Origin of the sequence: Streptomyces albus subsp. chlorinus, assembly GCF_013302895.1 — a bacterium.
Taxonomy (GTDB): domain Bacteria; phylum Actinomycetota; class Actinomycetes; order Streptomycetales; family Streptomycetaceae; genus Streptomyces; species Streptomyces chlorinus.
This window is the reverse complement of record NZ_VJOK01000001.1, coordinates 737,969-761,469: the sequence shown is the minus strand read 5'-3', so window position 1 is coordinate 761,469 and position 23,501 is coordinate 737,969. Positions and strand designations below refer to the sequence as shown.

The window sequence follows — 23,501 nt, the reverse complement described above, 5'->3', positions numbered from 1 at the left end:
CGGGTCGAGCCGGGGGCGGCACTGCGCGTGGACGGCAGCGCCGCCACCCTCGCCCTGCCCGGCCGCACGGCGGAACCCGCCCACTACGACGTACGGCTGGAGGTGGGCGAGGGCGGGCTGCTGCACTGGCTGCCCGAACCCCTGATCTCCGTCCGCGGCAGCGAACTGCGCCAGCGCCTCCGCGTCGACCTGGCGCCGGGAGCCCGGCTGGTGCTGCGGGACGAGCAGGTGCTGGGCCGGGCGGGGGAGACCTCCGGCCGGCTCAGCACCCGGCTGACCGTGTTCCGCGCCGGGCGGCCGCTGCTCGACCAGCAGCTCGACTTCGGTCCGGGTGCGCCCGGCTGGGACGGTCCGGCGGTGCTCGGCGGGCACCGCGCGGTGGGCCAACTGCTCGTCGTGGACCCGGGCTTCGAGGACGCGCCGGCCGAGTCGCGGCTGCTCGGTGGGACGGCCGCCCTCACCCCGCTGGCCGGTCCTGCGGTGCTGGTGTCGGCCGTGGCGGCCGACGCGCTGCGGCTGCGCCGGGTGCTGGAGGGGGCGTTGACCCCTCCTTCGGGGGAGCCGGCCGCCAAAGATACGTCTTGGTAAAGAACCAATCTCCGCCCTGTCCCTTACGGCCTGTAAGGGACAAGGATCCCTCTGACACCACCATGTGGTCGCCGGCCACCACCGTGGTCACCGATCACCGCCGTCACACGCGGCAGTACCCGAAGGGGGAAGAGCACACGTGACAAGACGGAAGGCGGCCATGGCCGTCGCCGGCACCCTGGCCGCCGGAACCCTCACAGCGGGCCTGATATCCGTCCCGTCCGCCTTCGCGGACGGCACCGGTACCCGTGCGCGGTCCGCCGAGCGGCACGGCGGCGCCGAGGCCCGCGGCGTCCAGAAGGCCGCGGCGCGCGCCGCCCGGGCCGGCATCGACTGGAAGGAGTGCCCCGCCGACTGGGGACTCCAGAAGGGCGTCGAGTGCGGCTGGGTGAGCGTGCCCCTCGACTACGCCAAGCCCGACGGCAAGCAGATCAAGATCGCCGTCGACCGGGCGCGCAGCACCGGCGGCAAGGAGCAGCGCCAGGGCTCCCTCGTCTACAACCCGGGCGGTCCCGGCGGCTCAGGGCTGGCCTTCCCCAACCGCATACCGGCCAAGAACCCGCTGTGGGCCAAGGCCGCCACCGCCTACGACTTCGTCGGCTTCGACCCGCGCGGCGTGGGCCACTCCGCCCCCATCTCCTGCGCCGACCCGCAGGAGTGGGTCAAGGCCCCCAAGATGGACCCGGTCCCCGACAGCGAGGCCGACAAGCGCGCCCAGCGCAAGCTCGCCACCGAGTACGCGAACGGCTGCAAGGAGCGCAGCGGCGGCCTCCTCGCCCAGATGACCACGCCCAACACGGCCCGTGACCTCGACGTCATCCGTGCCGCGCTCGGTGACAAGAAGCTCAACTACCTCGGTGTCTCGTACGGCACCTACCTGGGCGCCGTCTACGCCGAGCTGTTCCCCGGCCACATCCGCCGGATGATCACCGACAGCGCGGTCAACCCCTCCCCGCGCAAGGTCTGGTACGACGTCAACCTCGACCAGGACATCGCCTTCCAGACCCGCTGGGAGGACTGGAAGAAGTGGGTCGCCAAGCACGACGACGTCTACGGCATCGGCGCGACGCCCGAGAAGATCGAGGCCAAGTGGCGCGAGCTGCGCGCCACGGCGAAGAAGGACCCCATCGGCGGCGTCGTCGGCCCCGCCGAACTGCTGGGCTTCTTCCAGAGCGCCCCGTACTACGACTCGGCCTGGGCGAACGTGGCCTCTGTGTGGTCCGCCTACCTCAAGGGTGACCGGAAGCCGCTGATCGAGGCCGCCGGCCCCGACATGTCGGACGTCGCGGGCAACAAGGCCAGCGAGAACGGCAACGCCGTCTACACGGCCGTCGAGTGCAACGACGCGCAGTGGCCGCGCGACTGGAAGACCTGGGACCGGGACAACACCCGGCTGCACGAGAAGTACCCCTTCCTCACCTGGTCCAACGCGTGGATGAACTACCCCTGCGCCGTCTGGCCCCTCAAGCAGCACCAGGCACTCGACATCCGCGCGAAGACGTCGCACCCGGTGCTGGTGATCCAGGCCACGCGCGACGCGGCCACGCCCTACCCGGGCGGTGTGGAGCTGCACAAGCGGCTCAAGGGCTCGCGGCTGATCACCGAGAAGGACGCCGGCTCGCACGGCATCACCAACCTCAAGAACCCCTGCGTCAACGAGCGCGTCGACGCCTATCTGCTCAAGGGCACCGTCGACGCCAAGGACGTGACCTGCTCGCGGCACGCCGAGCCGCAGCCGGCCAGGTCCGCGGCCGGCTCCGCGGCGAAGGCCCCGGCCGAGGTCCCGGTCCTTCCCGCGCCCGCTCCGTGACGCCCGCGCCGGGCGCACACTGAGTCCCACCGCGGAGGACACCCCGCGGGGGCGGACCGGCAACTCTTCCGGCCCGCCCCCGCGGCACTTCCGCCTCGCGGCCTCAGTCCCGGGGCTCTGTCTTGCGGCCTCGGCCCCGGTGCTCCGCCTTGCGGCCTCAGCCCCGGTGCCGCTCCAGCCAGCGGTCCTCGGCCGCGTAGTCGAACAGCTCGCCAATCGGGTCGTAGTTGGCAGCCATCTTCGGCAGTGCCTCCCGCCAGTCCCGGCCCCGGACCTGGCCGACCAGCCACTCCAGCGTCTCCGGCAGCGCCTGCTCGTAGGTCGTCACCGGCCGGTAGCCCAACTCCCGCTCCGCCGCCGCCATGTCCAGCACCAGCGGGAACGGCAGCGACCAGGGGGTGATGCCGACCATCGGCTCCTCCTTCGGCGGCGCCCCCTCCAGCAGCACCGTCTCGCACTCCCAGCCGAGCACCTGGTCGTGCAGCTCACCGATCCGCGCGACGGTCGGCGCCTCCGGGTCGGCCGCGTTGAGAACCCGCGCGCCCGGCTTCAGCGCGGACAGCCGCACCAACTCGGCGATGTTCCGCACGCTCGCGGGGTGGAAGCGGCTCTCCCCGCCGTGGGCCAGCACCCGCACCCGCCGCCCGTCCAGCCACCGCTTGACGAACCACAGCTCGCGCGGCGTACGGCAGTACGGTCCGTAGACCGCGCTCGCCCGCAGCATCGTGACCGGCAACCGGTCGCCCAGCCCCGTCAGTTGGTTCTCGATCAGGACCTTGAGCGAGCCGTAGTCCTCCTCGCCGGGGGCCACGGTCCTGGCCGTCTCCGGGACCGGCACCGGATAGCGCGGCCAGCCGTCGGGTTCGGCCTGCGTCGCGAAACTGCGGCCCTGGTCGTCCTCGTACACCGCGCCGCTGGAGAAGACCACGGCGGAGCCGAGCCTGTCGGCCAGGCCGGTGATCTGCCGGGCGTGACCGGCCGTCATGGCCGTCATGTCCACCAGCAGGTCGTAGCCGTCCCCGACGGCCTCCTCCAGGGCGCCGGGCTCCTCCCGGTCCAGGGTGAGGGTCCCCACCCCCTCCGGCCACCGCGCGTCCCGGCCTCCGCCCCGGGACGCCGCCGTGACCTCCCACCCGTCCTCGGCCAGCGCGGTCACCACCGGCCGTCCGATCTGTCCTGTCGCCCCCAGAACCAGGGCTCGTGATGCGTTCACCATGGCCGCACGCTAGGCACCGGGGGCGCCGGCCGGACAGCCTGTTTCGCCGTTGACGATTACGCTCACGGCGCACATGGCCCACCGCGCCGAGTGCCGTGCCGCCACCGCCTACGCCGACGGCGCGGCGTCACCGTCGGCCCGTGCGCCCGTCTCCTCCCGCCGCTCCTCCGCCGTCCGGCCCCGGACGCGTCCTGGCCCCTTCTTCCCCCGGGCCCGCCCCTCCTTCTCGCGGGCCCGCTCCCGGGCCTGGGCGGCCTTCGCGTCCGGCGCGTACATGTCCACGTACTCCTGCCCGGACAGCCGCATGATCTCGTGGATGATCTCGTCGGTGACGGCCCGCAGCACCGTACGCTCCGACTCCATGCCCGCGAACCGGGAGAAGTCCAGCGGGGCGCCGAACCTGATGGTGACCCGGCCGACGCGCGGCAGCTTCCGTCCCGGCGGCTGGAGTTCGAAGGTGCCCACCATGGCGCAGGGAACCACCTTCACCCCGGCGCCGAGCGCCATGGCCGCGACGCCGACCCGGCCCTTGTAGAGGCGGCCGTCGTGGGAGCGGGTGCCCTCCGGGTAGATGCCGAGCAGCTCCCCCTTGCGCAGCACCCGCAGCCCCTCCTCGATGGCGGCCTGCCCGGCGCCCTTCCCGGAGCGGTCCACGGGGATCTGCCCGACGCTGTGGAAGAACGCCGCCGTCAGCCGTCCCTTGAGGCCCGGCCCGGTGAAGTACTCGGCCTTGGCGAGGAAGGTGATACGGCGCTTGAGGATCGCCGGCATCACGAAGTGGTCGGAGAAGGACAGATGGTTGCCCGCGATGATCGCGGCGCCCTCGTCCGGCACGTTCTCCAGCCCCTCGATCCGGGGCCGGAACAGCAGCCTCAGCAGCGGCCCCAGCAGGACGTACTTGAGGACGTAATAGAACACGGGATCACCTCGGGCTCTGCGGGATCGGCTCACTGGCTGGTTTTCCGCAGGGCGGAAGGCCAATCGGCGGAGCCCCGGCTCTTCGCGTGTCTGACCTCCTGGGACCAGGTCTGATCGGACTCATGCTGGTTCCTCGCTGCTTTTGCTGACGCCGAGTCAGCGGTGTGATCGAGGTAACGATCGTAGTGCCTGCGAGAGGGGGAAGTCGGCGAATGCCTGTACGGGGCACACCTCGGCGAGCGGGCCTGCGGCGAGGCCGGCCCGAGTGCCCGGACGCGGTTCCCGGACGGGTGAGGGCGGTATGACGTTCGGCCGATGGCGACCGGCCGTTGCGGTGGGACGCGCGGTGAACCGGATGTCCCACGGGGGTCATCCGGGTACGGCGGTGCGCATGGCTGGTATCGAGCTGCGAAGCGCGGCGTTCAACGATCACGCGTACATCCCGGACCGCTTCGCGAAGCTGGGGGAGAACGTCTCCCCTCCGCTGAGCTGGTCCGGCGTTCCGGACGGTACGGCGGAACTGCTGCTGCTGTGCGAGGACCCCGACGCGCCGACCGGGACCTTCCTCCACTGGCTGGTCACCGGGGTCGATCCGGGGAGCACGGGGGCGGAGAGCGGCGAGACGCCCGGGGCGGCACGGAGCTGACGAACGGTTTCGGGGAGCCGGGCTGGGGCGGACCGCAGCCCCCGGCCGGCGACTCCGCGCACCGCTACTTCTTCCGCCTCTACGCCCTCCCCGGGCCCCTGCGGCTCCCTGACGGCGTGTCCGCCGACGAGGCGCGAGAGGCGGCCACGCGTGAGGAACTCGCCAGCGGGACGCTACCAGCGCTGAGGCGGCGGGTCCCGCCCTGCGGAGCCCCCGTGCGGCAGGGGGCGTTCCGGGGGCCGCGACTTCCGAAGCCGGGGGGCGTCGGGAGTCCTTGCGGCGGTCAGGCGTCGGACCGCGCCGGGGCGGCGGCGCCGCGGCACGGACGGGGCCGGTGGGCCGGACGCATGGCGTCCGGCCCACCGGCCCCAGGAGGCGAGGCAGGATGGTTGGCCCTGTTCCTCGCGGTGCGGCGCGGCTGTGCGCCGGAGCGGTTCAGCTGGTGCCCTGACCGCCGCCGCTCGTCCGGCCGCCCTTCCGGCCGGCCTCGGACGCGCGCTCACGGTCGTTGGCGAAGTTGCCGCCGCTCTCGTGGCCGCCCTTCCGGCCGGCCTCGGAGGCACGCCGCGGATTGTTGGCGAAGTTGCCGCCGCTCTCGTGGCCGCCCTTCTGACCGGCCTGGGAGGCGCGCTCGCGGTCGTTGGCGAAGTTGCCCTGGTTCTCGGCCATGGCGAATCCCTCCTCACTGACGTGGGATGCGGTCTGTGGGGCGCCGGGTACCCGGGTGGCCGGACTCAAACAGGGTGAGGCGGCGGACCGGATGATGTCCGGAGGACGGGCGGGGAGCGGCCGGTGTGCGCGGCTCAGCGGCTACGGCCCTTGCGGCGGATCCTGATGCCGCGCATGTCCGTGACCGCCAGGCGGAGCACACGGTGGGGATGGCCGTGCGCCTCCAGCGCCTCCGTCGCGCGCTGCGCCGCCCACGCCTCCTCGTCCGCGACCTCGCCCTCGGGCGGCGGCGGGACCTGGCAGCGGAAGGTGAAGGCGGACAGGCTGCTGTCGCAGGTGAAGGTGCCGGCCTCGGTGAAGGAGGCGCCGAAGCCCTCCGACGCCGTCCGCAGCGCGGCGCGGCTCGTCCCGTCAAGCTCGGTGAAGGTTCCTCGTACGGTCACCCGGAACACGGTCGGTCCTCTCGTACGGCGTAGGTGAAGGCGCGCTCGCCCAGGAGGTCCTCGACGGCGTCGAGGAGGCGGAGCACGTCGGCGGCGATCTCGTCGGGAGTGCGTCCGGCGACCAGCCGGCGGCCGATCTCGGCGAACACCAGGGAGTGGAACCAGCCGATCTGCCCGGCCACGGCGCACAGTTCCGGGTCGTCGCGCCCGGTGCCGGTCTCCTCGGCGAGCTGCGCGGCGAGGGCGTCGGTCATCTCGCGGCCCAGGTCCTCCAGGCGGGCGGTGAGCGTCGGGGCGGACCGCATCATCGCGAAGACGGCACCGAACCCCTCCGTGAGGCCGATCTGCCGCTCCCGCCCGCGCACCTCGGCGCGCAGCCGGTCGAGCACCGCGCCGGCGGGGGAGCGGCCGGGCGCCCGCTCCCTCACGATGTCGGCGAGCCGCAGGGGCGAGGCCTCGTCCGGCGGCAGGACGAGGTCCTCCTTGGCCTCGAAGTAGTTGTAGAGGGTGTTCACGGACACCTCGGCCTCCGCGGCGACCTCGGCGATCGTGACCTTGTCGAAGCCCCGCTCCACGAACAGCCGGATGGCCACCTCGCGGATGCGCTGCCGTGTCTGCCGCTTCTTGCGCTCCCGCAGCCCTTCGCTCATACGAGAAGTCTAACCCGGCTGCAAAAATGAATCGCATTGCAATTTTTCAGTCCGTTGTGCTTCCATCGGCGCCATGACATCCCGACCCCCCAGCCCGTCCGAACCCGCCCTCGACATCCGCTCGCTCAGCCTCACCTACACCCTCAAGTCCGGCCCGGTGCACGCCGTGCGCGGCATCGACCTGAGCGTGCCGCGCGGCGAGATCCTCGGCTTCCTCGGGCCCAACGGCGCGGGGAAGACCACCACGCTGCGCATGCTCACCACCCTGCTGCGCCCCACCGGCGGCACCGCCCGCATCGCCGGCCACGACCTGCGTGCCGAGCCGTCGGCCGTCCGCTCCCGCATCGGCTACGTCGCCCAGGCGGGCGGCCTCGACCCGGCCTGCGGTGTCCGCGAGGAACTGGTCACCCAGGGCCGGCTGCACCGCATGCCCAAGGACCAGGCCCGCCGCCGGGCCGACGAACTGGCCGCCGACCTCGGCCTGGACGGTCTCATGGACCGGCCCACCGCGGCCCTGTCCGGAGGGCAGCGCCGCCGGGTCGAGATCGCCCTCGGCCTGGTCAACCACCCCCAGGTGCTGTTCCTCGACGAGCCCACCACCGGGCTCGACCCGGGCAGCCGCGCCGAACTGTGGGACCTGGTCCGCCGCGTCCGCCGCGAACAGGGCACCACCGTCTTCCTGACCACCCACTACCTGGACGAGGCCGACGCCCTCGCCGACCGCGTCGTCATCGTGGACGGGGGCCGCGTCGTGGCCCAGGGCACCCCGGAGGCGCTCAAGCGCGACCACGGCCGGCGGCCCGGCGCCTCGCTCCAGGACGCGTTCCTCGCCCTGACCGGACGCGGCCCCAGCCACGAACCCGTCGCCGTCTGACCGGCCACCGGCCCCCGCCGCGTCCCTCCCGATACCCCGCTGCCCCGGCCGCGTCCTCACCGACACCCTCCGGTCCCGACACCCCTACGGAAGAGCCATGACCTCCCGCACCGAGACCACGTCACCCACCGCCGCCGCGCCCCTCGGACCGCGCGGACACCTCTGGGCCGACACCCGCCTGATCTTCGGCCGCTGTCTGCGCGCCACGCTGCGCTCGAAGACGAACCTGTTCTTCGGCATGCTCCAGCCCCTGCTCTTCCTCGCCCTGTTCGGGCCGCTGCTGACCCGCCTCGACCTGGGCGTGGAGGGCTCCTCCTGGCAGACGTTCGTCCCCGGCGTGCTCGTCCAGCTCGCGCTGCTGGGCGGCTCCTACGTCGGTCTCGGCCTGCTGATGGAGCGGAACGCGGGCGTCGTCGACCGGATGCGGGTCACCCCGGTCAGCCCGTCGGCCCTGCTGCTGGGCAGGGCGCTGCGCGATGTCGTGCAACTCCTTACGCAGGCCGTGCTGCTCGTCCTGCTCGGCCTCGCCCTCGGACTGCGTGCCCCGCTCTGGGGCGTCGTGGCCGGGCTGCTCCTCGTCGCCCTGCTGGCGGGCGCGCTCGCCGTCCTCTCCCACGGCCTGGCCATGCGCATCAGGACCCCGCCCGAGTTCGCCGCCATCGCCAACACCGCTGTGATGCCCCTGATGCTCCTCTCCGGTCTGCTGCTCCCGATGAGTCTCGCCCCCGGATGGCTGGAGGGCCTCTCCCGCGCCGTCCCGTTCCGCTACACCGTCGATGCCGTGCGTGAGGTCTTCCACGGCGAGCTGACCACCGGCACGGTCGCGGCGGGTGCCGCCGTCACCGCCGCCTTCGCCGCGCTGTGCCTGGCCGGGGCAGTACGGCTCTTCGGGCGGACGGGCGGTGGGGGCGGCAGGGCCCGCTCCTGAGAGCGCGGCGGCCGGACTGGGAGCCCGGCTGCCGGACGCCCGTCCGTTCGCGGATCCGGTGCTTCCGGCACGCGGACCCGGCGTTGCCGGCACGCATGGGCGATCGCACAGCGGGGACCCGTCGGGCGCACCCGAGATGACGGAAAGGACGTGAGGCCACGTGCGTGTTGCCTTTCTCGTCGCGCCCGAGGGCGCCGAACAGATCGAGCTGACCGACCCGTGGGACGCCGTGAAGAGCGCGGGCGGCACGCCCGTCCTGCTGTCCACCGGCGGGGAGAGGATCCAGGCGTTCAACCATCTGGACAGGGCCGACACCTTCCCCGTGGACCAACTCGTATCCCAGGCCGAGCCGTCCGACTTCGACGGACTGGTCCTGCCCGGCGGGGTGGCCAACCCCGACTTCCTGCGCACCGACGAGAAGGCCGTCGCGTTCGTGAAGGGCTTCTTCGACGCGGGCCTGCCGGTCGCCGCGATCTGCCACGCGCCCTGGACCCTGGTCGAGGCCGACGTGGTGCGGGGCCGGACCCTCACCTCGTACCCCAGCCTGCGTACCGACATCCGCAACGCGGGCGGCACCTGGGTCGACGCGCAGGTCAAGGTCTGCGACGGCGGCGCCAACAAGCTGATCACCAGCCGGAAGCCGGACGATCTGGAGGCCTTCGACAAGGCGTTCCTGACGGAGTTCGGCGCCGGCGGCTGACCGGTCCGGCCCCCCGCTCACGCCGGTACTCCCTCGCACAGCCGGGCCCCGGCGCCTCTCCCGGAGGAGGGCGCCGGGGCCCGGCCCGGTCTCGTCGCTGTCTCGCCGCTCCCGATCGTCCGTGCGCGCCGCGGACACGACGTGCGCCGCTCAGTTGCGAGTGGCGAACACCCCCAGCGTGACCAGCCCCAGCACGACCCAGCAGAACCACAGCCATCCGCTGCTGCCCAGCGCCACGGAGTACGCCGTGACCACCACCAGGCCCACGACCGTGCAGACGGTCATCGCCTTCGCGGACGCCGGTATGCGTGTCAGTCCAGCCATCACAGAACCGTCCTCCTCCCGGCGGCCCCGGGCGTGCCGGTCGCGCACGCGCGAAGGCCGCGGCCAGGTCCCATGGTCGCCTGCCCGCGGCCCGGTGCGCCACCGCGCACCCTGACGCGCCCGCCCTCCCGCCTTCCCGCGCCCTCGCAAGGGGGGAAGGCGGGCGGACTCAGCGCTCGCCGGTGCGGAGGGAGGCCAGATACGCGTTGTACGCCGCCAGTTCCTTGTCCCCGTCCCGGTCCGCACGGCGGTCCTGGCGACGGGCCTGGCGCTGCTCGCTGACGTACCACTGGAAGACCAGCGCCACCAGCACGATCACCGACGGGATCTCACTGAACGCCCAGGCGATGCCGCCCGCCGCGGACTGGTCGGACAGGGCACCGACGCCCAGGGACGCGGGCGGGTCGGCGTAGGTGTCCACCATCGGTTCCGACGCCATCATCAGCGCGATCCCGAAGAAGGCGTGGAAGGGCATCCCCGCGAACAGCTCCAGCATCCGCATCACGTAACCGGGGCGGTGCGGGCCAGGGTCCACGCCCATGATGGGCCAGAAGAAGACGAGTCCCACCGCGAGGAAGTGCACCATCATCGCGATGTGCCCCGCCTTGGAGCCCATCAGGAAGTCGAACAGCGGGGTGAAGTACAGCGCGTACAGGCTCGCGATGAACAGCGGGATGGTGAACGCCGGGTGCGTGATCACCCGCATGTAGCGGCTGTGCAGCAGGGCGACCAGCAGTTCCCGCGGCCCCTTGCGCGCGCCCTGGCTGCGGTTGGCCGAGGGCAGCGCCCGCAGCGCCAGCGTCACCGGGGCGCCCAGCAGGAGCAGGATCGGCGAGAGCATGCTGATCACCATGTGCTGCACCATGTGCACGCTGAAGAGCACCATGCCGTACTCGTTGAGCGCCGTGCACATCACCAGAGCCACGGTCAGCACGCCCGCCGTGAACCCGACGACGCGGGACACTGGCCACGCGTCGCCCCGCCGCCGCAGGCGCACCACGCCCCAGCCGTAGAGGGCCAGCGCCAGCAGGCACCCCACCAGGAAGAACGGTTCGCCCGTGAACTCCAGGCCCCGCGCGACCGTGAACGGCGGCAGATCCATCGTCATGCCGTGTCCGCCGTGATCCATCCGAACTCTCCCGCAACCGACCGATACGCCCGCACCAGACTAGAACCGCCCGTGGCGGGCGCCTCCACGGGGGCGCCCGCCACGGGCGGTGGTGTCCGTGTACTCTCCGCGTCCGCCGGGTCAGGCCGGCTGGGTCGCGGCCGCGATGCGCTCCTGCCGCAGCGCCTCGTACCAGGTGTCGTCGACCGGCGTCAGCGCGTTGACGTCCAGCGACAGCTTGATCAGCATGTCCGCGATCTGCGGGTTGCGGGCCAGCACCGGACCGTGCAGGTAGGTGCCGAAGACCGTGTCCCGCCAGGCGCCCTCGGTGCCGTCGCCGGTCCCGTTGCCGTGGCCGAGCCGCACCCGGGCCAGCGGGCGCACCCCGGGACCGAGGTGCGTGATGCCCTGGTGGTTCTCGAAGCCGGTGAGCGGGGGCAGCCCCAGCGCCTCGTCGGAGTCCCCCAGCACGTCGCCCACGCACCGCTCGGCCTGGCCCCGGCTGCTGACCACGTCCAGCAGGCCGAGGCCGGCGGACCGCTCGCCCAGGTCGTTGACGAACTCGTGGCCCATGATCTGGTAGCCGGCGCAGACGGCGAAGACGATCGCGCCGTTGTCGACCGCGCGGGTCAGACCGCCGTCGCGCAGCAGCCGCTCGGCCGCCAGCCGCTGCGGCCGGTCCTCGCCGCCGCCGATCAGGTAGATGTCGCCGGACGTCGGGATCGGCTGGTCCGAGCGGACGTCCAGCCGCTGGACGTCCAGCCCGCGCTGCCGCGCCCGCCTCTCCACCACGAGCGCGTTGCCCTGGTCGCCGTAGGTGCTCAGCAGGTCGGGGTAGACCCAGACCAGACGCAGACTCGTGTCACTCATGCCGCCAGTTCTCCTTGCGCGGATGGTAAGGGGACGAACTCTCGACGCCTCCGCGTCGCCTGGCTCGACGGCCCGTCCCCTCAGGGTACGGGTGATCAGTTGCCGACGGCGCGGCGCAGGTCCTGGAAGGCGGTGTAGTTCGCGATGGTCTCGATCCGGCCGGGCGGGCACCTGCGCACCGCGTCCGCCGGGTTCTCGCACACCTGGAACTGCACGCCCGCGACCTCCAGCCGCACCGCCAGGTCCAGCTTCCGGTCGCCGATCACACAGATCGGGTGCCCGGCCAGCCGCCCGTAGTCCACGTCCCACAGCCACGAGGTGTCGGTGCCGTCCGCGCTGCGCGCGTTCACCGACAGGATCACCGGCGTGGGCGGCGGGTCGATCAGCGAGAAGGTCTCCAGCCAGCCGGCGGGGTTCTTCGCCAGCAGCAGGCGCATGTCCCGGCCCTGGTACTGCACCACGTCGTAGCGGCCCGCGACCGCCTTGACCGCGTACATCCGCTCCAGCGCGACCTGCGGCGGCACCCCGAACGCGGCGGCCACGGCGGCGGAGGTGGCGGCGTTGGCCCTGTTGGCGCGGCCGGGGAGCTGGAGGTGGATGGGCCAGGCGGATCCGTGCGGGTCCAGCACGTGGTCGCCGGAGAGGGCCCAGGTCGGCGTGGGGCGGCGGAAGCCGCACTCGGCGCAGAACCAGTCGTCGCCCGGCCGCTGCATCACGCCGCCGCACGCCGGGCACGACCACGCGTCGTCCTTCCACTCCTGGCCCGCGGCGACCCACACCACGTTGGGGGAGGAGGAGGCGGCCCAGACCACCAGCGGGTCGTCCGCGTTGGCCACGATGACGGCCTTCTGGCCGGAGAGGCCCTCGCGCCACCGCTCGGCCAGCATCCGGGTCTCGGCGGCGCGGTCGAGCTGGTCACGCGAGAGGTTCAGCAGCGCTATGGCCTTCGGCGTGGTGTCCCGTGCGACGCCGGCCAGGTACTTCTCGTCGACCTCGATGACGCCGTAGCGCGCGTTCGAGCCGCCGGCCAGCGCCGAGGTGATCCCGGCAGGCATGTTGGCACCCAGCGCGTTGGAGACCACCTCACCGTTGGCACGCAGCGCCTCGGCGATCAGCCGGGTGGTCGTCGTCTTGCCGTTGGTGGCGGACACCAGTACCACGTCCAGGTGCTGGGCCAGCCGCTGCAACAGGTCGGGATCGAGCTTGAGCGCCACCTTGCCGCCGATCACCGACCCGCTGCCGCGGCCCGCAGCCCGCGACACCGCCGCGGCCGCCTTGCCTGCCGTGACGGCCAGCTTCGACCGCGCCGACAGCGGCTCCGCATTGCCTGCCATCGTGTCTGAACCTCCTTGCCCCTCGCGTAGAGGAGAAGCCTACCGAGATCCCGGCCGGCTCCCGACCGCGCCACCCTGCGAAGATCACCCGGCAAGCCCCCGGCGTAGGGTGGCGTCCATGCGACGCGGCCGGATCCCGGGCTCTGCCGGAGCCGTACTCCCCCTGCGGACGTACGGCGATCCCGTGCTGCACACCCCCAGCCGTCCCGTGACCGCGGACGACCGGCCGACGGCGGGGCTGGTCGAGGACCTGTTCGCCTCGATGTACGCGGCCCACGGCGTGGGGCTCGCCGCCTGCCAGGTCGGGGTGCCGCTGCGGATCTTCGTCTACGACTGCCCGGACGACGAGGACAACCGGCACCGGGGCCACGTGGTCAACCCGCGCCTGGTGCACACGGAGGGCGCGACCGTGCGCGGACCCGAGGGCTGTCTGTCCCTGCCCGGGCTGGAGGCCCCGACGCCGCGCGCCGACGTGGCCGTCGTCGTGGGCGAGGACGTCCACGGGGCGCCGGTGCGCATCGAGGGCACCGGCTTCTTCGCCCGCTGCCTCCAGCACGAGTGCGACCACCTGGAGGGGCGCGTCTACACCGACCGGCTCGGCGGGATCGCGCGCTGGCGCGCCCTGCGTGCCGTCCGCAGGGCGGACTGGTCGCGGCCGTTGCCGACGGGGGAGTGAGCCGGGCCCCGGCGGGAGTCGGCACGGGACGCCGACGGGGGCCGGAAACCGGTTTCGCAAACGGGGTTCGCGAACAAGGCTGGCGAACCAGCTTGGCGAACCAGGTTTCCGAACCAGCTTCGGAGACCTGGTTCGCGAACTGGGATCGCCAACCCCGTTCGCCAACCCGGATTGTGAACCGGGATTGCGAACCCGCGATCAGAAGCCCGGGCCGCCCACACGGTCGCCGGCGGCGGCCAGTCTGCCCCACAGCAGATCCGCCAGGTGACGTACCAGCCGGGCGCGTTCGCACGGCTTCTCCCGCAGCCACCAGTCCCCGGCCGCGTGCATCATCCCGACGATGCCGTGCCCCCACACCCGGGCCAGCTCCTCGCTGTCGGGCCCCAGGTCGAGCCGTTCGGCGATCACCTTGGCCAGTTCCTCGCCCAGGCGCCGCAGCAGTGGCGCCGAGTGCTGGCCGACGTCGAAGCCCCGTTCGCTGGTGGAGGCGTCCTCGGCAGGGTGCATGAGGAAGCGATAGACCTGCGGGTGGTCCTCGATGGCGGCCAGATAGGTGTCCAGGGTCTCCTCGACGCGCTCGCGGCGGTCGCGGGGCGCGTCGAGCGCGGCGCGCAGTGAGGCCAGCAGCGCGTCGGTGTGACGGACGGCCAGGGCGCGGTAGAGGCCGCCCTTGTCGCCGAAGTGCCGGTAGAGGATGGGCTTGGTGATGCCGGCCTCGGCGGCGATGGCGTTCATGGAGGCGCCGGGTCCTTCCCGGAGCACGACCCGCTCGGCGGCCTCCAGCAGTTCCCGGCGCCGCTGCTCGCTGCCGCCGGCCCGGTCGTCCTGCCGCGTGGTCCCCATGTGCGTCTCCCCGCCCCCTTTGTGCTGTGGTCGCCCCGCCGCAAAGTAACACTCTCCCCATGGCTTCACGTGCGCGGATGCGCGGGGGAGCGGGAGTTGACAGATGCTACTGGCGGGTAACACACTGGGGATTACCGACGGTAACGAGTTTCTGAGACAGGCGGAGGACCCCGAGGATGGCCGAGACCGAGTTCACACTGGATCTCAACGACGACCAGAAGGAAGTCCGGGACTGGCTCCACGGATTCGCCGCCGACGTGATCCGCCCCGCAGCCGCCGAGTGGGACGAGCGGGAGGAGACCCCCTGGCCGATCCTCCAGGAGGCCGCCAAGATCGGTCTCTACTCGCTCGACTTCTACGCGCAGCAGTACTTCGACCCCACCGGCCTGGGCATCCCCATGACGATGGAGGAGCTGTTCTGGGGCGACGCGGGCATCGCGCTGTCCATCGTCGGCACCGGGCTGGCCGCCGTCGGCGTGCTCGCCAACGGCACCGACGAGCAGATCGGCACGTGGGTGCCGCAGATGTACGGGGACGCCAACGACGTCAAGGTCGCCGCCTTCTGCTCCTCCGAGCCGGACGCCGGGTCCGATGTCGCCTCCATGCGCACCCGCGCCGTCTACGACGAGGCCAAGGACGAGTGGGTCCTCAACGGCACCAAGACCTGGGCGACCAACGGCGGTATCGCGGGCGTGCATGTCGTCGTCGCCAGCGTCGACCCCGAGCTGGGCTCCAAGGGGCACGCCTCCTTCATCGTCCCGCCGAACACCCCCGGACTGTCCCAGGGGCAGAAGTTCAAGAAGCACGGCATCCGCGCCTCGCACACCGCCGAGGTCGTCCTGGAGGACGTCCGCGTTCCCGGGCACTGCCTCCTCGGCGGCAAGGACAAGCTGGACGAGCGGCTGGCTCGGGCCAGGGAGCGGGCCAGGAAGGGCGGCGGGGAGAGGATCAAGAACGCGGCCATGGCGACGTTCGAGGCGTCCCGCCCGGCCGTCGGCGCCATGGCCGTCGGCACCGCCCGCGCCGCCTACGAGGTCGCGCTCGAATACGCCAAGACCCGCGAGCAGTTCGGCCGCCCCATCATCGACAACCAGGGCGTCGCCTTCCAGCTGGCCGACATGCGCACCAGTGTGGACGCGGCGCGGCTGCTGGTGTGGCGGGCCTCGTGGATGGGCGTGACGGGCCGCAGGTTCGAGTCCGCCGAGGGCTCCATGTCCAAGCTGTTCGCCAGCGAGACGGCCAAGAAGGTCACGGCGCAGGCCATCCAGATCCTCGGCGGCAACGGCTACACCCGCGAGTACCCGGTGGAGCGGATGCACCGCGACGCCGCCATCTACTCCATCTTCGAGGGCACCAGCGAGATCCAGCGCCTGGTGATCGCCCGCACCCTGTCGGGCATGCCGATCCGCTGACGCCCCTGCGGGGTCACAGCTCGAACCGGGGTGCCGCCGCGGTGAGGACGGCGGAGCGCGGGGCGGCGCCCCAGTGGGTGCGCAGCGCCTCGCCGAGCGTGCCCACCAGCTCCGCCACCTCGGCGGGTGCCGTCCCGTGCAGGGCCTCGGCGACCACGAGGACCTCACCCGTCTCCTCGCGTACGGCCGAACGGCCGCTCTGCCGGTTCGTCCAGCGCCGGGCGTGGGCCCGCCGTGCGTCGTCCGCGAAGATCACCTCTCCCGGCGCCGGGTGCTCCTCGGCGCCGGCGAAGGTCTCGTACCGCTCGTCGCCCTCGGCGTACCGCACCGTAAGACCGCCGTTGATCCGCGCCACGTCGAAGACGCCCACCGGGATCGCGTACGCCAGTGAGACGGCGTTGCACAGCTCGATCACCGGATGGACACGCGGCAGCGAGCCCTCCTTGCGGAAGCGGCGCAGCAGCGCCTCGGCCGCACAGCGGTACCGCGTGGGCTTGAGCCCCATCGCCGCGAACGCCCGCCGCCACGCCTGGATCTGCGGCAGCCCGCTCTCGGGGCCACCGTCCGCCAGCCGGGCGCCGGCCCGCGCGTAGCAGCGCCGTACGGTCTCCTCCACCGACACGTCGGCGGCGAGGCCCTTGGTGTGCAGGACCCCGGGAACGAGCTGGGGGAAGTCCCGCCACAGGGCAGGGGAGTGCGCGAAGTGCATGACGGCTCCATCGGGTGCGAGACGGTCGGGAACGCGGGACGGCCGGGGAGGGCCGGGGGCGGTCAGAACAGGGCGAGGCGGACGCCGAGCACGGCGAACGCCCCCGCGAACAGGCGGCGCATCCACCGCACCACGCGCGGCCGGGAGACCACCTGGGTGCGCACGGCGGCGGCCACCAGACCGTAGACGGCGAAGACCGCGAACGTCAGCAGTACGAAGAAGCCGCTCAACTCCGCCATCCGCCCCAGCGCGTGCGGATCGTCGCCGGCCACGAACTGCGGCAGGAAGGCGACGAAGAACAAGGTCAGCTTCGGGTTGAGGAAGTTGAGCAGCACGGCCGAGACGATGATCTGGCGCGCCGTGCGCGGAGCCGGACCGTCCGCCTCCTCGTCCGCGTCCCCCGCCGTCAGGGCGCTCTTGTCCCGCAGCGTGCTCCAGGCCATCCACAACAGATACGCCACCCCCAGGTACTTGAGCACCTGGAACGCGACCGCGCTGGCGTGCAGCAGCGCGGCCAGACCGGTGAGGGCCGCCAGAGCCTGCGGAAGAGTGCCCAGGGTGCAGCCGGCCGCCGCCAGCAGACCGGCCCGTCTGCCCCGCGTCAGTCCGGCCGCGACGGTGAAGAGCACCCCGGTGCCCGGTGTCACCACGATCACCAGCGTGGTCAGCAAGAACTCCATGCCCCGAGCCTCCCGGCACAATGGGCCCGTGAACAGATCCAAAGGATCTTCGGGCGACTGGACCACAACGAGTGGCCCGGCCACCTCGGCGGCCTCCGACTTCCTCCAGCTCGACACCGGACGGGCACCCCGCGGCGGTCTGACCGACTGGCTCGTCGGCGAGATCCGGGGCGCCCTCGCCGACGGGCGGCTGCCCGTCGGCAGCCGCCTGCCCGCCACCCGGCAGCTCGCCGCCGACCTGGAGGTCTCGCGCGGCGTGGTGACCGAGGCCTACCGGCGCCTGGTCGAGGACGGCCACGTGGTCGGCAGGGGCCGGGCCGGAACCGTGGTGGCCGCCACCCCGCTGAACACCGCCCCCGCGCCCGGACGCCGGCCGGCGGCGGGAGACGGAACGCCGGCCGGCGTCTTCGAACTGCCGCCCGGCACAGAGGTCTTCGAGACCTTCCACACCGCGCCCGCCCGTATCGACCTCTCACCCGGCCTGCCCGACCTGGCCGCCTTCCCCCGGACCGCCTGGCTGCGCGCCGAACGCGCCGTACTGGACGGCCTGGCGCCCGCCGACTTCGGCTACGGCGATCCGCGCGGCACCCTCGCGCTGCGCCGCGCCGTCGCCGGATGGCTGCGCGTCAACCGGGGCATCACGGCGGACCCGGCCGAGATCCTCGTCGTCTCGGGCACCGCGCAGGCGCTCGGCCTGCTCGCCCGGGTGCTGGGCGCCCACGGCATCGACCGGCTCGCCGTGGAGGACCCCGGCTCCCTCGGCACCCGGCAGCACCTGCGCCACTGGGGCCTGGAGACACCCCCCGTGCCCGTGGACGCCGAGGGGGTCAGCGTGGACGGGCTGCGCGCCACGGGGGCGCCCGCCGTGCTGCTGACACCGGCGCACCAGTTCCCCACGGGGGTCGTCCTCGGCGGTGAGCGGCGGCGCGCGCTGCTGCGGTGGGCGGGCGAGGGCGGACTGGTCGTCGAGGACGACTACGACGCCGAGCACCGGTACGACAGGGCACCCGTCGCGGCACTCCGCGCCATGGCCCCGGAAGCCGTCTTCTACGCGGGCAGCGTCTCCAAGATCCTGGCCCCCGCGCTGCGCACCGGCTGGCTGCTCGCCCCCGCCCGGTTCCGCGACGCCCTGGTGGACGCCAAGCGCTTCGCCGACCTGGGCAACGCGGCCCTGCCCCAACTGGTGCTGGCCCGGCTGATGGAGTCCGGGGCCCTGGAGCGCCACCTGCGCCACATCCGCCGCCGCCACCGCGCACGCCGCGACGCGATGATCACGGCCATCCGCCGCCACCTGCCGCACGCCCGGGTGCACGGTGCCGCCGCCGGGCTCCACCTGACGGTCACCTTCGACCCCGGGCTCGGGCTCCAGGACACCGAGTTGGCCGGCTGTGCCCTGGCCCACGGGGTGAAGACCCAGCCGCTCTCCTGGCACACGCAGCGCCCCAGCCGTCCCGGCCTCGTCCTGGGCTACGCGGCCGCCGCCCCCACCGCCGTCGCGGAGGGCGTCGAGACGTTGGCGCGCCTGATGCCCGCCCCCTCAAGAGGCCGAGGGCCGTCCCGGAGGCGCTGACCGGACCGGATACGGACGGAGCGCCGCGGCCGGCAGTCGCCGGAATCAGCGCCCGGGTGGGTCCGGCGCGGACCGGCCGGCACCCAGTGCTTGTCAACCGGGGCCCGCGCTCAGACGGTTCCGGCCCCCGCGGGCCGCCGGCGGCGGGCCGGCCTGCGCAGGGGCAGCCCGCGGAGCACGGCCCGGGTGAGGCGGACCCTGTCCACCCGGAGGATCAGGGTGTCGGAGTCCAGCGGCTTGGCGTACCGGCGCACGACGCCGCTGCGCCAGCGCGCCGTACCGAGCAGCGGCCGCGCGGGGAGGGGCCGGTCGCACCCGGCCGCGAGGTGCAGCGCCACCCGCCACTCGCCCGGTGCCAGGGTGTCGGCGGGCAGTTGGGCGGTGAAGCGGCCGTCGGCTTCCAGCGTCAGCGGGAGGTCGTGGCGGGTGCGGCGGGAGGCCACGCGGAGCGCCACCGTCCTGGGCGGCGCCCCGACGAGGTTGGTGCTGCCGCGGACGCGGAGGAGGGGACCGTTCCAGTCGAGGGCGTCCACCTCAAGGCGCAGGGTGTCGCGCAGCCCGGCGGGTGAACCGTCGAGGCGGAGGCTGAGGTTGTCGAAGGGGCGGGTGGCGTAGAGCCGGGCCGCGCGCAGTCCGGCCGCTCCGTCACCGGTGACGCGGGCGGCGGGGCAGGTGCCCGCTTCCGGATCGCGACGGTTGCCCAGCCGCACGGTCCTGACCAGCTCCCCGACCGCGACGCGCAGGTACAGGTCCCAGAAGCCGTCGGCCATCGGTCCCTCCCCTTCGCCGGGCCCGCCCAGCCGACCCCCGGCGCCCAGATCCACGTCCGCCTCGAAGGCGTCACCGTCGAGGCTGAGGTGGGCGTGCCGCTCCTCGGCGTCCTCGCCGCGGCGCCGCAGGAAGACAGCGACGGTCTTCTTCCCGGCGTGCTCGGCGTGGTCCAGCCGTGCCCGTCCGGCGAGGAGCAGGCGGGTGCCGGAGAAGGAGAACCGGGACACGTGGTGGGTGAGGGCGAGGTGGTCCGTCACGTCGAAGCAGGCTGCCGGGGCGCGGGAGGGGACGCTGAGCCGGTGGGGATAGTGGGCCAGCGCGCGCCCTCGGGCCACGCGTATGCCGAACGGCATGTGATCCTCGGCCGCCTCCGCGAGGGGCAGCAGTTCCTCCAGTATCCCGTGGTGCGCGAGGTGGCACCGCAGGCGCTGCACCGGGGAGAGCCGGGGCCAGAACCCGTCCTCGGCGTGGTCGGCCACCAGCCGCCGGATGCGCGCGAACTCCCGCTCCAGCACCCCGGGTTCCTCCTCCCGGGCCAGGAACTGGAAGGCGGCCTTGAGTTCCACCGTGAAGTGCCGGGTCAGCAGCCGGTCCCGCCGGGGGCCGGGCGGCAGCTCCTCCCTGAGCAGTGCGCACACCCGCTCCAGCGTGTCGAGCGTCGGCCCCGTCTTGTTGGTCAGCGTCAGGTGCTGGCCGTCCGGGCGGCGTACGAGGTAGTAGCAGTCGTAGTCCGCGACGACGGAGACGCGCCGTGCCCGCAGATAGGCGAGGGCGGTGAACGGCTGGTCCTCACCCACCCGCAGCCCGGGGTCGAAGCGCAGCCCCAGCCGCTCCAGCAGCTGCCTGCGGAAGAGCTTCTGCACCGAGAGCGCCCAGTAGATCCGGGAGGTGAACAGGTCGGCGTCGGGCTGGTTGGCCCGGAACATCGACCGGGGCACCCGCCGCCCCACGTCCTTCATCCTGCCGAGCACCACGTCGGACCCGTGCGTCTCGGCGGCGGCGGTGAGCCGTTGCAGGGCCTCGGGCCCCAGGTAGTCGTCGGCGTCGAGGAAGAAGACATAGCGGCCGCGCGCCAGCTCCAGGCCGCGGTTGCGCGGTGCGGAGGGGCCGCCGGAGTTCTCCTGGTGGACGACCCGCAGCAGGTGCGGGTGCCGGGCCGCCAGCCGGTCCAGCTCCGCCGCCGTCCCATCGGTCGAGCCGTCGTCCACGACGATCATCTCCACCCGGCCGGCCCCCGGCGACTGGTGCAGGACCGAGGAGACACACCGTCGTATGCAGGGCAGCGCATTGTAAGCGGGAGTGATGACGCTCACCAGATGTTCTTCACCCGTCATGAGCCAAACGTGACCGCCCGGCGGAACGGCCGCCACCGCGGCTGCGGCGTTCGGGTGACATCCGGCGAAGCTCCCAGGGGCCGGATGCCGGCGCCGGGTGCCGGGGTGTCAGATGCCGGGCCGGTAGCGCAGCGGGTGGTCCTCGGGTACCTGCACCAGGACCAGGCGGTGCCCGTCCGGGTCCGCGATCCACATCTCGACCAGCCCCCAGGGCTCCTTCACCGGGGGCCGCAGGATCTCGGCACCCGCGGCACGCAGCTCCGCGTGCGCGGCCTGCGCGTCGGCGATCTGGAGCCAGAGCCGCAGCCTGTCCTGGGGCGGTCCCTCACCGCGCCCGGAGACCTCCAGGAAGCCGCCGCCGAGGAAGTAGACGGTGCCGCGCTCCGGCCCCGTACCGAACTCGCGGGCGATCTCCAGCCCCAGCGTCCCGCCGTAGAAGGCCCGCGACCTGTCGGGGTCGGACGGGCGCAGCAGTACGCGGCTGCTCAGTACATGCACCATGGTCCGACTGTAGTGGCCTCCCGCCATGCGGGGAGCGGGGCCGGGTGGGGGCGGCGGGCGCGGGTTATACAGGGACAGTGGGTTCCAGACAGCGTCCACCGGTCACCGGCCGGCCGTGGCAGCCGCGCCAGGCACTGCTGGCGCTCCCGCTCGGCCTGATCGCCGCCGTCACGGTGGTCGACACCCTGGCACCGCCCGATGTGCACCTGGGCCCCCTGCTGGTGGCGGCACCGGCGGTCACGGCCGCCCTCGGCGGTCCCCGGCTCGTCGCGTCGGTGGGGGCCCTCGCGACGCTGGCGCAGCTCACCATCGGGGTGACCCGCCGCGGGTGGCTGTCGCTCAACCACGAGATACAGGTCCTCGCGCTGGTCATCGTCACCGCGGTGATCGCCCTGTTCGCCTCCCTGCGGGAGCGCCAGCAGCGGGAGATGACCCAGGTGCGCTCGGTCTCCGAGGTCGCGCAGCGCGTGCTGCTCCGCCCCCTGCCGCCGCGCCTGGGCCCGCTGCGGGTCGCCTCCGTCTACCTGGCGGCGGAGGCCGAGGCACACATCGGCGGCGACCTCTTCGCCGCCGCCCGCACCGGCGCGCTGACCCGGGTGCTCGTCGGCGACGTACGCGGCAAGGGGCTCGGCTCGGTCAGTGACGCGGCCGTGCTGCTCGGCGCCTTCCGGGAGGCGGCGCACCAGCACGCCGGCCTGTCCGGGCTGGCCCGGCACCTGGAGCGGAGCGTCACCCGTGAACTGGCCGAGCTGTCCGGGGGCGGCGTTGACGAGGACTTCATCACCGCCGCCGTCCTGGAGATCCCCGACGACGAGCCCGTGGTGCGGGTCGTCAACTGCGGCCATCCGCCGCCGCTGCTGCTGCGCGGCCGGCGCGTGACACCTCTCCTGTCCGGCCATCCGGAGACCCCGCTGGGACTGGGGGAGTTCGCCGCCTCCGGCTACCGGGCCGACACCTTTCCCTTCGAGGAGGACGACCTGCTCCTCCTCTACACCGATGGTGTCATCGAGGCCAGGGACGCGGCGGGAGCCTTCTACCCGCTGGCCGAACGGCTCACCGGGTGGGCGGGGGAGGACCCCGGGGCGCTGGTGCGGCGCCTCAAGGGGGACCTCCTCGCCCACAGCGGCGGCAGCCTCGGTGACGACGCCGCCGTCGTCGCCCTGCGGCGCGGCACCGCGCCGCCTCCCTCCCCGTAGCCCGTGCGGCGGCAGCGTTCCTTCGGGAGCGCCGCCTGCTTCGCCGGTCCCGCCAGGGGCGTGTCCTGGGAGGCAGCCGGATAGGCTCGGTGGACATGAGCAACTCCAGCAACTCCAGTCACACCAGTGACACCGCACAGCGGGGCGCGGCGCCCCTCACCTTCCGCCGCGCCGTGGAGGCGGACATCCCCGCCCTCACCGCACTGGTGGAGTCCGCCTACCGGGGCGAGGCCAGCCGCGCCGGCTGGACGACCGAGGCCGATCTGCTGGACGGCCAGCGGACCGACCCCGAGGGTGTGGGGGCCGTCGTCCGCGACCCGGACAGCATCCTGCTCGTCGCCGAGCGGGCCGGCGGGGCGGTGGGGGGCGGCGGGGCCGACGGAGGCGCGGGAGCCGGCGGGTCCGGCAGGATCATCGCCTGCTGCCAGCTCGAACGGCGGGGAGTGGAGGCCTACTTCGGCATGTTCGCCGTCAACCCGCTCCTGCAGGGCGGCGGCGTGGGCCGGACGGTGCTGGCCGAGGCGGAGCGCACGGCGCGGGCCGAGTGGGGCACCAAGCAGATGCAGCTGAAGGTCATCCGGCAGCGGGAGGACCTGATCGCCTGGTACGAGCGGCGCGGCTACACCCGTACCGGCGAGCTGAGCCCCTTCCCGTACGGCGACGAGCGCTTCGGCCGCCCCCAGCGCGCCGACCTGGTCTTCGAACTGCTGGTCAAGCCGCTGGAGTGAGCC

At 73.2% G+C, this 23,501-nt stretch carries 24 protein-coding genes and 1 pseudogene; 11 read left to right on the top strand and 14 right to left on the bottom strand.

Annotation, left to right across the window (positions count from 1 at the left end; genetic code table 11):
• The coding region (locus FM076_RS03535) for an urease accessory protein UreD (protein WP_173868480.1) at window positions 1–588 on the top strand (588 nt) is incomplete at its 5' end.
• A gap of 160 nt (window positions 589–748) precedes the next feature.
• The gene (locus tag FM076_RS03530) at window positions 749–2,398 is read left to right on the top strand and encodes an alpha/beta hydrolase (RefSeq protein WP_173874486.1); all 1,650 of its coding nucleotides are present in this window, start codon (window positions 749–751) and stop codon (window positions 2,396–2,398) included.
• A 157-nt stretch (window positions 2,399–2,555) separates the two neighbouring features.
• On the opposite strand, the gene FM076_RS03525 is transcribed toward FM076_RS03530, so the two are convergent.
• The gene (locus FM076_RS03525) at window positions 2,556–3,614 is read right to left on the bottom strand and encodes an NAD-dependent epimerase/dehydratase family protein (RefSeq protein ID WP_173868479.1); all 1,059 of its coding nucleotides are present in this window, start codon (window positions 3,612–3,614) and stop codon (window positions 2,556–2,558) included.
• Between the two features lie 108 nt (window positions 3,615–3,722).
• A complete protein-coding gene (locus FM076_RS03520; RefSeq protein ID WP_173868478.1) occupies window positions 3,723–4,532 on the bottom strand; it encodes a 1-acyl-sn-glycerol-3-phosphate acyltransferase in 810 nt (269 codons plus the stop codon).
• A gap of 391 nt (window positions 4,533–4,923) precedes the next feature.
• Between FM076_RS03520 and FM076_RS03515 the strand changes: the two are divergent.
• Window positions 4,924–5,372: pseudogene (locus FM076_RS03515) on the top strand (YbhB/YbcL family Raf kinase inhibitor-like protein); the annotation flags it as partial.
• A 241-nt stretch (window positions 5,373–5,613) separates the two neighbouring features.
• On the opposite strand, the gene FM076_RS34885 reads toward FM076_RS03515, so the two are convergent.
• The 3 genes from FM076_RS34885 to FM076_RS03500 form a co-directional block, all read right to left on the bottom strand.
• Window positions 5,614–5,847, bottom strand: coding sequence for a KGG domain-containing protein (locus FM076_RS34885; RefSeq protein WP_173868477.1), 234 nt, complete (start codon window positions 5,845–5,847; stop codon window positions 5,614–5,616).
• A 134-nt stretch (window positions 5,848–5,981) separates the two neighbouring features.
• Window positions 5,982–6,290, bottom strand: a complete 309-nt coding sequence (locus FM076_RS03505; protein WP_345944876.1) for a DUF6204 family protein — start codon at window positions 6,288–6,290, stop codon at window positions 5,982–5,984.
• Complete coding sequence (locus FM076_RS03500) at window positions 6,287–6,940, bottom strand: TetR/AcrR family transcriptional regulator (RefSeq protein WP_173868475.1); 654 nt, start codon at window positions 6,938–6,940, stop codon at window positions 6,287–6,289. The genes FM076_RS03505 and FM076_RS03500 overlap by 4 nt, the downstream gene beginning before the upstream one ends.
• Window positions 6,941–7,013: 73 nt before the next feature.
• On the opposite strand from FM076_RS03500, the gene FM076_RS03495 reads away from it, so the two are divergent.
• The 3 genes from FM076_RS03495 (at window position 7,014) to FM076_RS03485 (ending at window position 9,442) form a co-directional block, all read left to right on the top strand.
• A complete protein-coding gene (locus FM076_RS03495; RefSeq protein WP_173868474.1) occupies window positions 7,014–7,814 on the top strand; it encodes an ABC transporter ATP-binding protein in 801 nt (266 codons plus the stop codon).
• A 97-nt stretch (window positions 7,815–7,911) separates the two neighbouring features.
• Entirely contained in the window at window positions 7,912–8,742 is an 831-nt protein-coding gene (locus FM076_RS03490) for an ABC transporter permease (protein ID WP_173868473.1), read from the top strand.
• Window positions 8,743–8,902: 160 nt separating this feature from the next.
• The gene (locus FM076_RS03485; protein ID WP_173868472.1) at window positions 8,903–9,442 is read left to right on the top strand and encodes a DJ-1/PfpI/YhbO family deglycase/protease; all 540 of its coding nucleotides are present in this window, start codon (window positions 8,903–8,905) and stop codon (window positions 9,440–9,442) included.
• 150 nt (window positions 9,443–9,592) lie between these two features.
• On the opposite strand, the gene FM076_RS03480 is transcribed toward FM076_RS03485, so the two are convergent.
• The 4 genes from FM076_RS03480 to FM076_RS03465 all read right to left on the bottom strand — a co-directional run bounded on the left by FM076_RS03480 (window position 9,593) and on the right by FM076_RS03465 (window position 13,078).
• Window positions 9,593–9,766 (bottom strand): hypothetical protein, encoded by a 174-nt coding sequence (locus FM076_RS03480; protein WP_173868471.1) that lies wholly within the window; start codon window positions 9,764–9,766, stop codon window positions 9,593–9,595.
• A 169-nt stretch (window positions 9,767–9,935) separates the two neighbouring features.
• Window positions 9,936–10,895: a cytochrome c oxidase assembly protein gene (locus tag FM076_RS03475; RefSeq protein ID WP_173868470.1), complete on the bottom strand. Its 960-nt coding sequence runs from the start codon at window positions 10,893–10,895 to the stop codon at window positions 9,936–9,938.
• Between the two features lie 120 nt (window positions 10,896–11,015).
• Window positions 11,016–11,744 (bottom strand): type 1 glutamine amidotransferase, encoded by a 729-nt coding sequence (locus FM076_RS03470; protein WP_173868469.1) that lies wholly within the window; start codon window positions 11,742–11,744, stop codon window positions 11,016–11,018.
• A gap of 95 nt (window positions 11,745–11,839) precedes the next feature.
• Window positions 11,840–13,078: a MurT ligase domain-containing protein gene (locus tag FM076_RS03465; protein WP_173868468.1), complete on the bottom strand. Its 1,239-nt coding sequence runs from the start codon at window positions 13,076–13,078 to the stop codon at window positions 11,840–11,842.
• A 118-nt stretch (window positions 13,079–13,196) separates the two neighbouring features.
• On the opposite strand from FM076_RS03465, the gene def reads away from it, so the two are divergent.
• Entirely contained in the window at window positions 13,197–13,754 is a 558-nt protein-coding gene (gene def, locus FM076_RS03460; RefSeq protein WP_173868467.1) for a peptide deformylase, read from the top strand.
• A 198-nt stretch (window positions 13,755–13,952) separates the two neighbouring features.
• Here def and FM076_RS03455 read toward each other — a convergent pair whose 3' ends face one another.
• Window positions 13,953–14,597 (bottom strand): TetR family transcriptional regulator, encoded by a 645-nt coding sequence (locus tag FM076_RS03455; protein WP_173868466.1) that lies wholly within the window; start codon window positions 14,595–14,597, stop codon window positions 13,953–13,955.
• 176 nt (window positions 14,598–14,773) lie between these two features.
• Between FM076_RS03455 and FM076_RS03450 the strand changes: the two genes are divergently transcribed.
• The gene (locus FM076_RS03450) at window positions 14,774–16,009 is read left to right on the top strand and encodes an acyl-CoA dehydrogenase family protein (protein WP_173868465.1); all 1,236 of its coding nucleotides are present in this window, start codon (window positions 14,774–14,776) and stop codon (window positions 16,007–16,009) included.
• Window positions 16,010–16,022: 13 nt separating this feature from the next.
• Here FM076_RS03450 and FM076_RS03445 read toward each other — a convergent pair whose 3' ends face one another.
• Window positions 16,023–16,718 (bottom strand): B3/B4 domain-containing protein, encoded by a 696-nt coding sequence (locus FM076_RS03445; protein ID WP_173868464.1) that lies wholly within the window; start codon window positions 16,716–16,718, stop codon window positions 16,023–16,025.
• A 62-nt stretch (window positions 16,719–16,780) separates the two neighbouring features.
• Window positions 16,781–17,398 (bottom strand): LysE family translocator, encoded by a 618-nt coding sequence (locus FM076_RS03440; RefSeq protein WP_173868463.1) that lies wholly within the window; start codon window positions 17,396–17,398, stop codon window positions 16,781–16,783.
• Window positions 17,399–17,426: 28 nt separating this feature from the next.
• Here FM076_RS03440 and FM076_RS03435 point away from each other — a divergent pair, with 28 nt between their 5' ends.
• Window positions 17,427–18,968, top strand: a complete 1,542-nt coding sequence (locus FM076_RS03435) for a PLP-dependent aminotransferase family protein (protein ID WP_345944875.1) — start codon at window positions 17,427–17,429, stop codon at window positions 18,966–18,968.
• A gap of 110 nt (window positions 18,969–19,078) precedes the next feature.
• Here FM076_RS03435 and FM076_RS03430 read toward each other — a convergent pair whose 3' ends face one another.
• Together FM076_RS03430 and FM076_RS03425 are read right to left on the bottom strand one after the other, a co-directional pair.
• Window positions 19,079–21,073 carry a glycosyltransferase family 2 protein gene (locus FM076_RS03430; protein WP_173868462.1) on the bottom strand — a complete coding sequence of 665 codons (1,995 nt, stop codon included), beginning with the start codon at window positions 21,071–21,073 and terminating at the stop codon, window positions 19,079–19,081.
• Window positions 21,074–21,181: 108 nt separating this feature from the next.
• Complete coding sequence (locus FM076_RS03425) at window positions 21,182–21,574, bottom strand: VOC family protein (RefSeq protein WP_173868461.1); 393 nt, start codon at window positions 21,572–21,574, stop codon at window positions 21,182–21,184.
• Window positions 21,575–21,651: 77 nt separating this feature from the next.
• Here FM076_RS03425 and FM076_RS03420 point away from each other — a divergent pair, with 77 nt between their 5' ends.
• Together FM076_RS03420 and FM076_RS03415 are read left to right on the top strand one after the other, a co-directional pair.
• Window positions 21,652–22,770 carry a PP2C family protein-serine/threonine phosphatase gene (locus FM076_RS03420; protein ID WP_345944874.1) on the top strand — a complete coding sequence of 373 codons (1,119 nt, stop codon included), beginning with the start codon at window positions 21,652–21,654 and terminating at the stop codon, window positions 22,768–22,770.
• A 95-nt stretch (window positions 22,771–22,865) separates the two neighbouring features.
• Window positions 22,866–23,498 (top strand): GNAT family N-acetyltransferase, encoded by a 633-nt coding sequence (locus FM076_RS03415; RefSeq protein ID WP_173868460.1) that lies wholly within the window; start codon window positions 22,866–22,868, stop codon window positions 23,496–23,498.
• The last annotated feature ends 3 nt before the right edge of the window (window positions 23,499–23,501 follow it).